This window comes from Nocardia sp. NPDC059228 (assembly GCF_042754245.1).
Lineage (GTDB): Bacteria > Actinomycetota > Actinomycetes > Mycobacteriales > Mycobacteriaceae > Nocardia.
This window is the reverse complement of record NZ_JBHZAL010000038.1, coordinates 17,522-29,653: the sequence shown is the minus strand read 5'-3', so window position 1 is coordinate 29,653 and position 12,132 is coordinate 17,522. Positions and strand designations below refer to the sequence as shown.

At 68.3% G+C, this 12,132-nt stretch carries 13 protein-coding genes; 6 read left to right on the top strand and 7 right to left on the bottom strand.

Features of this window, described 5'->3' with window-relative positions:
• Positions 1-5 precede the first annotated feature (5 nt).
• Entirely contained in the window at positions 6-512 is a 507-nt protein-coding gene (locus ACFXKA_RS36240; protein ID WP_379430820.1) for a GNAT family N-acetyltransferase, read from the top strand.
• 60 nt (positions 513-572) lie between these two features.
• Here the strand turns inward: ACFXKA_RS36240 and ACFXKA_RS36235 are convergent, their stop codons facing one another.
• Positions 573-1,550, bottom strand: a complete 978-nt coding sequence (locus tag ACFXKA_RS36235; RefSeq protein ID WP_379430793.1) for an alpha/beta hydrolase — start codon at positions 1,548-1,550, stop codon at positions 573-575.
• A gap of 193 nt (positions 1,551-1,743) precedes the next feature.
• On the bottom strand, positions 1,744-2,928 hold the full coding sequence (locus tag ACFXKA_RS36230) for an acyl-CoA dehydrogenase family protein (protein WP_379430792.1): 1,185 nt from the start codon (positions 2,926-2,928) through the stop codon (positions 1,744-1,746).
• Positions 2,929-3,129: 201 nt separating this feature from the next.
• Between ACFXKA_RS36230 and ACFXKA_RS36225 the strand changes: the two genes are divergently transcribed.
• The 3 genes from ACFXKA_RS36225 to ACFXKA_RS36215 are packed head-to-tail and all read left to right on the top strand — an operon-like array spanning position 3,130 to position 5,011.
• On the top strand, positions 3,130-3,582 hold the full coding sequence (locus ACFXKA_RS36225; protein ID WP_379430791.1) for a MarR family winged helix-turn-helix transcriptional regulator: 453 nt from the start codon (positions 3,130-3,132) through the stop codon (positions 3,580-3,582).
• Positions 3,582-4,004, top strand: coding sequence for an organic hydroperoxide resistance protein (locus ACFXKA_RS36220; protein WP_379430790.1), 423 nt, complete (start codon positions 3,582-3,584; stop codon positions 4,002-4,004). The genes ACFXKA_RS36225 and ACFXKA_RS36220 overlap by 1 nt, the downstream gene beginning before the upstream one ends.
• Before the next feature lie 11 nt (positions 4,005-4,015).
• Positions 4,016-5,011, top strand: a complete 996-nt coding sequence (locus ACFXKA_RS36215) for a zinc-binding dehydrogenase (protein WP_379430789.1) — start codon at positions 4,016-4,018, stop codon at positions 5,009-5,011.
• Here the strand turns inward: ACFXKA_RS36215 and ACFXKA_RS36210 are convergent.
• The 3 genes from ACFXKA_RS36210 to ACFXKA_RS36200 form a co-directional block, all read right to left on the bottom strand.
• On the bottom strand, positions 4,997-5,359 hold the full coding sequence (locus ACFXKA_RS36210; RefSeq protein WP_354849236.1) for a DUF1304 domain-containing protein: 363 nt from the start codon (positions 5,357-5,359) through the stop codon (positions 4,997-4,999). The two genes, ACFXKA_RS36215 and ACFXKA_RS36210, sit on opposite strands and share 15 nt — an antisense overlap.
• A gap of 114 nt (positions 5,360-5,473) precedes the next feature.
• A complete protein-coding gene (locus tag ACFXKA_RS36205) occupies positions 5,474-6,274 on the bottom strand; it encodes an amidohydrolase family protein (protein ID WP_354849380.1) in 801 nt (266 codons plus the stop codon).
• A gap of 83 nt (positions 6,275-6,357) precedes the next feature.
• A complete protein-coding gene (locus tag ACFXKA_RS36200) occupies positions 6,358-7,389 on the bottom strand; it encodes a nucleoside hydrolase (RefSeq protein ID WP_379430819.1) in 1,032 nt (343 codons plus the stop codon).
• 133 nt (positions 7,390-7,522) lie between these two features.
• Here ACFXKA_RS36200 and ACFXKA_RS36195 point away from each other — a divergent pair, with 133 nt between their 5' ends.
• On the top strand, positions 7,523-8,095 hold the full coding sequence (locus ACFXKA_RS36195; RefSeq protein WP_379430788.1) for a TetR/AcrR family transcriptional regulator: 573 nt from the start codon (positions 7,523-7,525) through the stop codon (positions 8,093-8,095).
• Positions 8,096-8,122: 27 nt separating this feature from the next.
• On the opposite strand, the gene ACFXKA_RS36190 is transcribed toward ACFXKA_RS36195, so the two are convergent.
• Positions 8,123-9,685: an MFS transporter gene (locus ACFXKA_RS36190; protein WP_379430818.1), complete on the bottom strand. Its 1,563-nt coding sequence runs from the start codon at positions 9,683-9,685 to the stop codon at positions 8,123-8,125.
• Between the two features lie 174 nt (positions 9,686-9,859).
• A complete protein-coding gene (locus ACFXKA_RS36185; RefSeq protein WP_379430787.1) occupies positions 9,860-11,233 on the bottom strand; it encodes a CoA transferase in 1,374 nt (457 codons plus the stop codon).
• A 62-nt stretch (positions 11,234-11,295) separates the two neighbouring features.
• Here ACFXKA_RS36185 and ACFXKA_RS36180 point away from each other — a divergent pair, with 62 nt between their 5' ends.
• Entirely contained in the window at positions 11,296-12,084 is a 789-nt protein-coding gene (locus ACFXKA_RS36180; protein ID WP_379430786.1) for a thioesterase II family protein, read from the top strand.
• The last annotated feature ends 48 nt before the right edge of the window (positions 12,085-12,132 follow it).

The window sequence follows — 12,132 nt, the reverse complement described above, 5'->3', positions numbered from 1 at the left end:
GCCCCGTGGACATCCGGATCCGACCAGGTACCGAATCCGACGCGGAAGCGGTCGCCACGCTGCACACCGCCAGCTGGCGCACCGCCTACGCGAGCATCATGCCCGAGAGCTACCTGAACGGCGCGCTGACCGACGACCACAAGGCGCTCTGGCACAGCCGCCTGACCGGCGACCGGTCCGAAGGCGACCTGTTCATCGCCGAATCCGGCTCGGAAATACTCGGATTCATCTACCTCGCACCCCGCGCAGACGGCCGCATTCTCATCGACAATCTGCACGTCGGCCCGACCCTCAAACGAGCCGGCATCGGCTCCCGCCTCCTGCACCACGGATTCGAATGGGCCGCTGCCGAATACCCGGGCCGCCCCGTCTACCTCGAAGTCCTCCAGGCCAATACGCCCGCCATCGCCTTCTACGAGCGCCACGGCGGCCACCCCGGCGAACCCCGGACCGCACACTTCCCCCAGGGCTTCGATCTTCAGGAACTGGAAATTACCTGGTCACGCAGCTGATGCGGGAATCGCGATCAGTCGATCGATGCGACGCAGCCGGGTAGCCTTCTCTTTCTCCTCCTAGACTCCCAGAGCCCCCGCGAAAAGCGGCCAAGAGTCATGGATGTCGTCCTGCCAGTACGGCCACGCATGCGTTCCATTCCGGTACACCACCTGCGCCGGAATCCCCAGCGAACCCAACTCTCCGACAAGCGAATCCGTGCAGCCTCGCACCACCGTCTCCATGGCCCCACCCACGGCCAGCCGGTCCGTCAGCGCGTTGACATTCCCGCCGATGCTGGGATCGGTGAGCGAGTCATGATCTCCCAGAACGCCATTCCCCGCGGAAATGTACAGCGCCACACCGCGCAGTCGGTCCGCATTGAGAACCGGGTCGTGGGCGCTCCAGGCCGGATTGTCGTCGCCGCCCCACATATTGGCGGCATTCGCGCCGAACAGCTCGAGCGTGGATCGCACATAGGCCCGCGCCGCCGCGTCCGCCGTGCGCGGGCAACCGCTGAAGGAACCCACCGCCTGATACATACCGGGTGCTTGGATGGCGAGGTTGAGTGCGGAGGTGGCCGACATCGATGCGCCCGCGACGGCATTGCGCCCCGTCATTCCGAATCGCGATTCCAGCAGCGGCGGCAATTCGTGAATGAGGAAAGTGGACCATTGGTTCCGGCCCAGTGTCGGATCATCGGCGACCCAGTCGGTGTAGAAGCTGGCACGGCCGCCGATCGGGGTGATCACATTGACCGGCTTGTCGGCGAAGAACTGGGCGACATCGGTGCGATTGGTCCACGGGCCGCCGGTCTCACCGCCGTCCACCGCATTGAGCAGATACAGGGCGGGCGCGGGGCCGTCCGGGTGTGAAACCCACACGGGGATGGTCCTGTTCATGGCCGCCGAGTAGACGGTGACTTCGTACTGGCGGCCGCCCAGTGGGCGCACGTCCACGATGGAAGCCCTATCGCCGGGGTCGGCCGACGCGGTGACGGGCACAAGGGCAGCAAATGTGGCGATCAGGGCGACGAGGTAGCGCGACAGCCGATGCATGACAGCGAGTATGTCGCTTTTGAGGCTATTTTCTCGGCATAATCGTGCGTGTTGTTCTCCCGAATGCCCCGCGGTGGCGTGATTGCATCCTTCTCGAAACCGTTCGGTAGCAAACTTGTAGCATCACCCATCGGGGCGGCCTGGCAGCGCGGCCGCCCGGCGCGGAAACCGTGCCGAGCCGACCCGGCGGGTGTCAGATCATGGCGCGCAGCGGACCCTCGGGCTCGATGCCCATGATGGTCAATGCCGTCGAGTGGTACAGCGATCCGGGCGTGTGGATGGCGTGCTGCAGACCCACGTGCGCGTCCCGCCAGAACCGTTGCATGACGTTCTGCCGCCGCACCGCATTGCCGCCGGACCGGGCGAAGATCTCGTCGACCGCCGACACCGCCCGCCAGGCGCAGCGAACTTGATTGCGCCGCACCAGGGAACGGTCCTCGAAGGTGATGGTCTTCCCGGCCTCGGCCTGGTCGTAGAGGCGGCTGATGCCGTCCAGTAGCTGAGTGCGCGAGGCCGCGATATCGGCCGCCGCCTCGGAGATGGCCGACAGCACGTACGGATCGTCCTTGATCTTGGTGCCCATGGCTGTGACCCGGTCGCGCTGATAGTCCAGGTGTGCCGCGAGCGCGCCCTCGGCGATGCCGATCACCGCGGAGGTGATGCCCAGCGGGAACATGGCCCAGAATGGCAGCTTGTAGACCGTCTCGGTGCGGCCCGCCCGCTCGGCCGCGATCTCACCGGCCGCGACGGCATCGAATTCGATGGTCCGATAGGCCGGGATGAACGCGCCGTCCACGACGACGTCCTTACTGCCGGTGCCCTGCAGCCCGATGACATCCCACGAGTCGTCGACGATCGTGTAGTCCGTGCGCGGCAGCACCACGTGCAGCACGGCCGGCGGCATGACCGGATTGCCGTCGGCGTCACCGAGCAGCGCGCCCAGGAAGATCCAGTCGCAGTGATCGGTGCCGGAGGAGAAGTTCCAGCGACCGCGCAGGGTGTATCCGCCGTCGGCCGGCGTCGCTACGCCCTGCGCGGCGTACGGCGAGGCGATCCAGGTGTCCGGGTTCTCGCCCCATACCTCGTTCTGCAGCCGCCGGTCCATCAGTGCCATCTCCCACGGGTGCACGCCGCCGACGCCGCATACCCAGCCGGTGGACCCGCAGTGCCGGGCCACGGCCATGACCGCCTCGGCGAAATCCCGAGGATGCGCGGCGTACCCGCCGAAATCGGCGGGCTGCAGCAGCCGCATCACCCCGGCCTGACGGATCAGCTTCACGCTCTCGTCGGAGAGCTTGCCCAGCCGCTCGGTCTCCTCGGCGGTCGCCGCCAACTGGCCCGACAGCTCCGCGACCCGGTTCACTACCTCGTGCGTCATCGCAACTCCCACTGGTTCGGTGTGCCCCCATTAGAACGCGTTCTAGCGGAGGTGTCCGGGAATCCGCCTGTCCGCGAGCGAAATTCCCGATGATCGGAACCCGGCCCTGCGGCAGGGTCCGGGCGATGTTATCGCCGGATGTGACGCAGCAGACCATCAATTAGATTGTGCACAATCTAATTGATAGCTACCGTATTGGACATGACCGATGAGATGGCGCTGGAAAACCAGCTGTGCTTCGCGCTCTACTCGGCGTCGCGGGCCATGACCGCCATGTACCGGCCCCAGCTGGACGCCCTGGGCATCACCTATCCGCAATACCTGGTGCTGCTCGCGCTCTGGCAGCGCGACGACCGCACCGTCGGCGATCTGTGCTCGGCGCTGGAGCTGGACTCGGGCACGCTGTCGCCACTGCTCAAGCGGCTCGAGGCGGCGGGCTTCGTGGCACGCCGCCGCTCGACCGCCGACGAACGCCGCGTGGAGATCACGCTGACCGACCGCGGCCGCGAATTGCGTTCGGCCGCCTGCCGGATCCCGGCGCGATCGGCCGAGATCGCCGGCCTGCCCGGCGAGGAACTGATCCAACTGCGGGAAACCCTGCACCGACTCACCGAAGCTCTCACCTCCCACACCAGATCCAAGGAGACCCCCTGATGAACGTGCTCTACACCGCCGAAGCCCTCGCCACCGGAGACGGCCGCAACGGCCAGGTCCGCACCGATGACGGCAAGATCGACGCCACCCTCTCGATTCCGAAGGAGATGGGCGGCAATGGCCTCGGCACCAACCCGGAGCAGCTCTTCGCCGCCGGTTACGCGGCCTGCTTCCACTCGGCGCTGCGCACCGTGGCGCGGTCGCTGAAGACGAACGTGGACGACTCGGCCGTGGGCGCGAAGGTCGGCATCGGCCCCAATGACGCCGGCGGGTTCGGCCTGGCCGTTACCCTCGAGGTGTCGCTGCCGCACCTGCCCCTGGACGAGGCGCGGGCGCTGGCGGACAAGGCTCACCAGGTGTGCCCGTATTCCAATGCCACTCGCGGCAATATCGAGGTCGACGTCATCGTGGTCGAAGACTGAGGAGGATGAGCATGCGCGCGGTAATCATCGAACATTTCGGCGAGCCCGAGCAGGTCCTGACCACGGCCGAGCGGCCGGTGCCCGAGCCCGGGCCGGGTGAGGTGCGGATCGCGACCACGCTGGCCCCGATCCACAATCACGACCTGGCCATCATCCGGGGCGTCTACGGCTACCGGCCCGAGCTGCCCGCCATCCCGGGCACCGAGGCCGTCGGCCGCGTCGACGCCCTGGGCCCGGGGGTCACCGGCCTGGAAATCGGTCAGCGCGTGACGGTTTCGGGTGTGCAGGGCGCGTGGGCGGAGTACTTCGTGGCCAAGGCGGGCGGGATCGTCCCGGTGCCGGACGCGGTGTCCGACGCGACCGCGAGTCAGCTGCTGGCCATGCCGCTGAGCGCACTCATGCTGCTCGAGGATCTCGATGTCGAACCCGGCCAGTGGATCGCGATCAATGCCGCCAATGGCGCGGTGGGACGACTGGTGAACCAGCTCGCCCGCGCCCGCGGCGTCCACGTCCTGAACCTGGTCCGCAGCGCGGCGGCCGCGAAGTCGTTGCGGGAGCTGGGCTTCGAACCGGTGCTCGAGACCGAGTCGGGGGACTGGCAGCAGCAGGTCGCGGAGGTCACCGGCGGCGAACCGATCGCCCGTGCGGTGGACCAGGTCGGTGGGCCGGCCGCCAATGACCTGCTCTCGGTGCTCGGCCCGCGTGGTGAGCTCATCACCTTCGGTGCGCTGTCGGGCCAGCCGCTGGTGCTCAACCCCGGCCCGATCATCTTCAAACAGGCCGTGGTGAAGGGCTTCTGGGGTTCCAAGCGCGCCGAGGAGATCGGCGGTGACGAACGCCGCCGCCTCATCACCGAGCTGGTGACCCTGGCCGCGCGCGGCGAACTGGACCTGGCCATCGAGGCCACCTACCCGCTCGCGGAGGCCGCCGAGGCCGCGGCCGCCAGCGAACGCCCGGGCCGCAATGCCAAGATCGCGCTCAGCGCCGCGGCGCTACCCGGCCAGTAGGACCGCGATCAGGGTGATCGCGCCGGGCAGCGCCTGCCCGACGAAGATCCGGCGGCTCGCGGTAGCCCCGCCATAGAGTCCGGCCACCACGACGCAGGCCGCGAAGAAGATCTTCGCGGCCTGCCCCACCGGATCGGCGGCAATCAGACCCCAGATCAGCCCCGCCGCCAGAAAACCGTTGTAGAGCCCCTGATTCGCGGCGAACACCTTGGACTCCTCGGCGAACTCGGCCGTGACGCCGAAGCCCGCGCGCACCCGCGGCGTGGTCCACAGGAACATCTCCATGATCAGGATGTAGACGTGCAGCGCGGCGAGCAATCCGACGAGGATGTCCGCGACCAATCGCATGACCGACCCGCCTTCCGTGAGGTTTCAGCCGACATCGCGTCTCATCGTCTCAGACCCATGCGCCGGAAGGCCCTGAGCGCATCGTCGAGACCCGGAGTGTCGCGCCCCGGTGAACTATCCGATGCCGAAGAGGTCCGCCGCATTGCGGTAGCAGACCGCTCGCAGCCAGTCGTCACCGAGACCGAGCCGTTCCAGAGCGAACAGCGCATGGCCGTAGGAATAGGGAATGTTCGGGAAGTCGCTGCCGAACAGGATGCGATCCCCGAGGTCTCGTAGGCGCGGCAGCTCGGCGGCGGGGAAGGGGTCAGCGGCCTCGAAGAAGTCGGTGAAGTTCATGGTGGTGTCGAACAGAACTCCGGGGTTGTCCGCGGCGATGTCGAGGAACTCGCTGTACTCGGGCGCCCCCATGTGCGCGATGATCAAGCGTAGTCGCGGGAACCGCCGCAGCAGTTGGGCGATCGGCTCGGGACCGGTGAATCGCCCGGCGGCAGGACCGGATCCACAGTGCGTGACCACCGGGATGCCCGCCTCCTGGACCAGTCCCCACACCTCGTCCAGCAATGGATCCGCCGGATGGTAGTTGCCAACCTGGATGTGCAGCTTGAAGATTCGCGTCCCCGACTCGATCGCGGCACGCACATACTCGGCCGCGCCCGGCTCCGGGTAGAAGGTCGACGTGTGCAGGCAGTCCGGGGTGCGGGCGGCGAAATCGCCGGACCAGTCGTTGAGCCAGGCCGCCATCTCCGGCTTGTGCGGGTAGACCATCGAGGTGAAGGCGCGAACGCCGAAGCCGCGCAAGGTCTTCAGCCGCACCTGCTCCTCAGCGCGGTAGGTGATCGGCCACTCGCGGTGGCCGAGCAGCGGCCCCGCCGAATCGAAGTAGCCCCACACCTTGCGCAGCACCTGTTCGGGCATGAAATGCGTGTGGACATCGATGATTCCGGGCAATCCCAGCCGCGTATGGAAATCGGTGACGTAGTCGAGGTCCTGCTCGTCGGTCACCGGCTCGAATCTCCTTCCGCGAACACGGTTCGCGCGTAATCCCCGACCCGGTCGACGAGCCGCTCGAAGAACAGCTCCGGATCGGTCCCGATCACGATGTCGGCGTTGGGTTCCCGCCCCCACATGCCCGCCCAGTCGGCGACCGTGGTGGCACGGGTGATGGTTCCGGTCAGCTCCACGTCCACGGTCGCCGGTTTGGTGACGGCCAGGCTCGGGTCCAGTGCCACGGCCGCCGCGAACGGGTCGTGCATGTGCGCCAGATACCCCTGGTCGTAGAGCTTGTGGAAGTCGAAGTAGAAGCGGATCGCATCGGTCAGGTACCGCACCAGCGGATTGCTGGCCGCCGACCGCGCCTCGGGGGGATCGTTCTCGCTGACATGCTCCACCGGTGTGCTCCCGGCCCGTTCGGCCAGCAGCGCCAGATGTTTGGGCTTCATCTCGATGGTCTCGGTGATGTCGAGCGCGCACACGATGGGCCGGCGGTCGGCGGGCGCGGCGGAGAAGGCGTCGAACACCTCCTTGGCCGCTTCCGGATCCACGTGCACGTTCCACTCGTTGGTCGGGGTGGTGTTGCCGGGATGGTTGAACGCGCCGCCCATGATCACCAGGCGCCGGAGCAGCTGCGGCAGTTGGGGTTCCATCCGCAGCGCCAGGGCGAGATTGGTGAGCGGTCCGGTGCACAGCCCGACGATCTCGCCCGGATGCTCGCGCACCAGGTCCACCCACAGCTGGGCCGCCGATCGCTCGGACAGCCTCCGGGTGGTCGGCGGCAGCTCGGCGTAGCCGACGCCCTGGGGCCCGTGGGTGTCCTCGGTGGTGCGCAGTGGTACGGCCAGGGGTGTCAGCGCACCCTGAGCGACCTCGAGCTCCGGGGCCCGCACCAGCTCGAGCAGCGCGAGATTGTTGGCGGCCACCTGCGGCGCGGGCACATTGCCCGCGGTGGAGGCGATTCCGACGATCTCGGCCTCGGGGGAGGCGAGGAGGTAGAGCAGGCCCAGGGAGTCATCGATGCCGGTGTCGTTGTCCATGAGGATCTTCTGCCGCACGCGTTCGAGGGTAGCCGTATCGATGCCGGGGCCCCGCAGGGAGGATGCTCCGGTCCCGCCAGCCTGTGAAACACCCGTCTAGAACATTCGTCTAAGACGCTGGTAGGGTGGTCCCATGGGTAATCGAGAAGACCTCCTGGCGGGCGCCCGCAAGGCCGTCCTGGAACGCGGCCTGGCCAAGGTGACCGCCAGGGACATCGCCAGTGCCGCCGGGGTGAGCCTGGCCGCCATCGGCTATCACTTCGGTTCCAAGGACCAGCTGGTCACCGAGGCGATCACGATGGGCGTCGGCACCCAGATCGGCGACGATATGGAGGCCGCCATCCGGGACGCGGGGGAGGGCCGCACGTTGTGGGAGTCGCTGGCCGCGATCTGGAACGGCTTCGTCGATGTGGTGCAGCGCAATCGCGACGGCCTGTTGCTGAGCACCGAGAACGGCATCCAGATCGCGCGCGATCCCGCGCAGCAGGTCTACATGGCCGAGGCCAGCGCGGTCGCGCATCGGGAAATCGCCGCGGCCGTCCATTCGGCGCACCCGGATCTGACCGGCGAGCAGGCCGCGGCGGTCGCGCAGCTGCTGTTCCTGCTGTTCCAGGGCCTCGCCATCCAGAAGATGATCGCGCCGGGTGCCGAACTGCTGGACGGTGATTCGCTGGTGACCGCCATCGAAGCCATCCGGGGCCGCTGAACTCACCGTCCGGCCGGCCGGGTGAACTCAGCCCGGCGGCACGTGCCGCAGCCGGGTCATGGCGATGACGGCCAGCAGCAGCGCCGCGCCCGCCGCGATCGCGGCGGTCAGGTGCATGCCGGTCAGGAAGGCGTGCTTGGCCGCCTCGGCCATGGCGCTGCCCATCTTCCCCGGCATGGTCCGGGCGACTTCGAGTGCCGCGCCCAGGGTGTCGCGGGCGGTGCGGGCGTCGGGCTCCGGCACCCCGTAGGGCAGGGTGGTGTTGAGCTGGTTGCGGTAGATCGCGATGCTGATGCTGCCGAGAATGGAGATGCCCAGCGCACCACCGAATTCGGCCCCGGTCTCCGAGAGCCCGGAGGCCGCGCCCGCCTGCTCCGGAGGCGCGGTGCCCACGATGAGCTCGGTGGTGATGCCGAAAACCGGTGCCAGCCCGAAGGACACCAGCAGCGATGCCGCGATGGTGAGCTCCACGCCGCCGGTCGCGGTAATCCGGGTGAGCAGCAGCAGTCCACACGCCGCCATGGCCATGCCCCCGCCGATCATGTAGGCGGGCCGGATCACCTTCATGATGCGCGGGCCCAGCTGCGAGCCGATCATGAAGCCGAGGCCCGCCGGGATGGTGGCGAGACCCGCCCGCAGCGGCGACATGCCCAGCACCAGTTGGAAATACTGCCCCACGAACAGGGCGTACCCGAAGGCCACGAAGATCGCCACCATATTGATGGTGAGCGCGGTGCGGAAGCTGCCCAGCCGGAACAGCCGCAGATCCAGCATGGGTTCGCTGGTATTGAGCTGTCGCCGGACGAAGAGCGCGCCGATCGCGAGGCCGGCCGCCAGCGCCGAGACCGCGGCCGCGCCCGGGCCGTCCTGAGCGGCCTTCTTCATGCCGAAGACCACCAAGAGCACTGCCGTCGTGCACAATCCGGCACTGACCAGGTCCAGGCGGCCGGCGTCGGGATCGCGGAACTCGGGGAGCACACGGGGCGCGAGAACGATCAGCAACACCATGACGGGCACCGCGAGCAGGAACACCGAGCCCCACCAGAAGTGCTCGAGCATGAGGCCGCCCGCCAGCGGCCCGATGGAGCCGCCCACCGAGTAGGACCCCACCCACACCCCGACCGCGATGGAGCGCTGGCCCGGATCGCGAAACATGGTGAATATCAACGAGAGCGTGGACGGCGCCAGGGTGGCCCCGGCGACGCCGAGCAGGGCCCGGCAGCCGATCAGCACCGGCGCTGAGGGCGCGAAGGCCGCGATCACCGAGATCACGGCGAAGGCGGCCGCCCCGACCATCAGCAGTCGCCGCCGGCCGATGCGATCGCCGATGGTGCCCATGGTGAGCAGCAACCCGGCGACCAGGAATCCGTAAACGTCGATGATCCAGAGCAATTGGGAGCTCGTGGGGCGGAGTATCTCGCTGATCTGGGGGACCGCCAGGTGCAGGACGGTGAGGTCCATCGAGTACACCAGGCAGGCCAGCGCCAGCACCGCCAATCCGGCCCATTCCCGTCTCCCCACCGAGGTGGCGCCGGCGTCGCCGGCGGCGGTGAGCAAGGGAGTAGGTGTGTCCACGATGACGTCCTCCATCCGCATGTCGACATACGGGTCGACAATTTTGATGTCGGTTTCAGGGTCTCAAATATTAACGCCGTACGTGGGATAAGTCCGGCGTGTTGAAAGCGCTGTATTGCAAGCCAATTCGCCTAATTCGCTGATGCACTTGCGGGTGTGCGTGCAGCGTGTTGTATACATTCGCGCGCGTTACGAACCGTCCGGTCGGGCTTTCCACTCGGGAGCACTCGAACCGTGGGCCGGAGCGGGCCACGAATGGTCCGGATACTCGGTCAGCGCGGGTCCGGCGGTGGTCACCGCGTCGTGGGTGAGTGCGTACCGGACATCCGGCGCCGCGGCGGGTGCGTGGGCGGGCGTCCGGCCCGGCGCGGTGATCAGCCAGGATGCCGTGCGGGCCAGGGCAACCCGGACATCGCGGCCGAGGCCGTCACCGTGGCGCGCGCACAGCGCGTCGAGTACGCCCGCGGCGAGCAGGTATCCGCTGGCGTGATCGAGCGCCTGGGCCGGCAGGGCGCCCACGGATGATTCGCTCCGCGAATTATTCTGTGTGCCTTCGATGAGCGAAATTCCGGATGCAGCCTGCACAATGCTGTCGAAACCGCGTCGATCACCCCACGGGCCGAGTTCGCCCCAGGCCGAAACTCGGCCGTGCACAATTCCCGGGCGAATTTCCCCGGGTCGTACTCCGAGGCGTTGCAAGCTGCCTGGTCGGTAACCCGAGATGATTATGTCTGCATTGCTGATCAATTCGCGAAAAACAGGAAGTCCGGTACGCAAATCGACTACAGTGGAGCGCTTCCCCTGACACGTGTCCAGGTACTGCCAGCCGATCTCCGGCAACCCGGGCGGGTCGATCCGCAGCACATCGGCTCCGAGCAGGGCCAATGCCCGCGTCGCCACCGGTCCGGCGATGACCCGGGTGAGATCGAGCACCCGGATCCCGCGCAGCGGGAGCAGTTGTGTTGCGGCAGTGGGGCACTCGAATCCACCCCGATCGCCGCGCTCGGCCACGGCGACGAGCGGGCCGGAGGCGGCGGCCTTGCCCTGCGGGCTGTCGGCCCACTCCCGCTCGGGGCGGACCCGCACCGCGATCGCACCGTGCTCGCCGGCCCGCTGCTCGATATCCGCCGCCGTCAGTGTCGCTGCGCGCCGGGCGAAATCCTCGCGACCGGCCGTGCCGGGCAACTCCACGGCGGCCAGCAGCCGGGCGCGATGATGCGGATAGTTGGCGTGCGTACGCACCCATGCGTCCGCAGCCCTGAAGAATCCCGACAACTCTGCGAAGATGTCCGGCGGTTCGCCGTGGAGCCGGAACAGCCGCTCGCTCGAGAAGGCCGCGGCGACCCGCGCCGGGTCGACCGTACCGCCCAGCGGCGTCACGCCGCAGGTGGTCCGCCAGCGATCCGCCGCCGCGGCGAAGGCCGCCACCGCACCGCCCGCCAGCGCCCAGACCGGCAGTGTCGCAGCCAGATTCGCACCCGGATCGACTGTGGGCAGCGGTGTGCCGGGGACGCCTATTCCGGCCTCGTACTCACCGACCAGCGCGTCGTAGGTAGCCACCATCCGACTGTATCGCCGGCACCGGGTCCGACCACGGTGGCACATCTCACGGCATACTCGATCGGATGACAGCCCAACGACTCACCGGAACCGCCTGGCTGCGCGAACTGAAATCCGCTCCCGGCCCCGCAACCGTGCTGGTCTGCTTCCCGCCCGGCGGCGGCTCGGTCACCGCCTACCGCGCGCTGGCGCAGCGCGTCGGCTCGGGTACCGCGGTGTTCGGCGTGCAGTACCCCGGCCGCCAGGACCGCCTCGGCGACGCGCCGGTGCCCGAGCTCACCGAACTGGCCGATCGGGCCGCCGCCGACCTGCTGGCCTGGCCGCGGGACGTGCACCTGGCCATCTTCGGGCACAGCATGGGCGCGACCGTCGCCTACGAGGCCGCCCGCCGGGTCGAGGCGGGCGGGCGCGAGCTGACCCACCTGTTCGTCTCCGGCCGTCCCGCACCGGCTTTCGCCGAGACGGGAAGCCTGCACGCCGGACCCGACGAGGGCCTCATCGCCGATCTGGAACGCCTGTCGAACGATCCGGCGTCGGTGCGGATCCTGCGCGACGAGCCCGGTCTGGCCGAGTTGGTGCTGCCGGCCGTCCGCAGCGACTACCGCGCGGTGGAGACCTACCGGCACGAGCCCGGTGCGCCGCTGCGCGCGCCGATCACCGCGCTGGTCAGCTCCGCTGATCCGACCACCTCGGCCGCGCAGGCGGGGGAGTGGCGCGACTACACCACCGCCGGATTCGACCTCGCCACGTTCCCGGGTGGCCATTTCTATCTGGATCTGCCGGAAAACCTGCCCGCGATAGGCGATTTGATCACCCGCGCGCTGGCCGCGGCGGTTCCGGGGCGCTCGAGTTGAGCACCCCGTCTTCGTGCGGGTAGCTTCCTCCGTTGCGTCTTCGTAGCA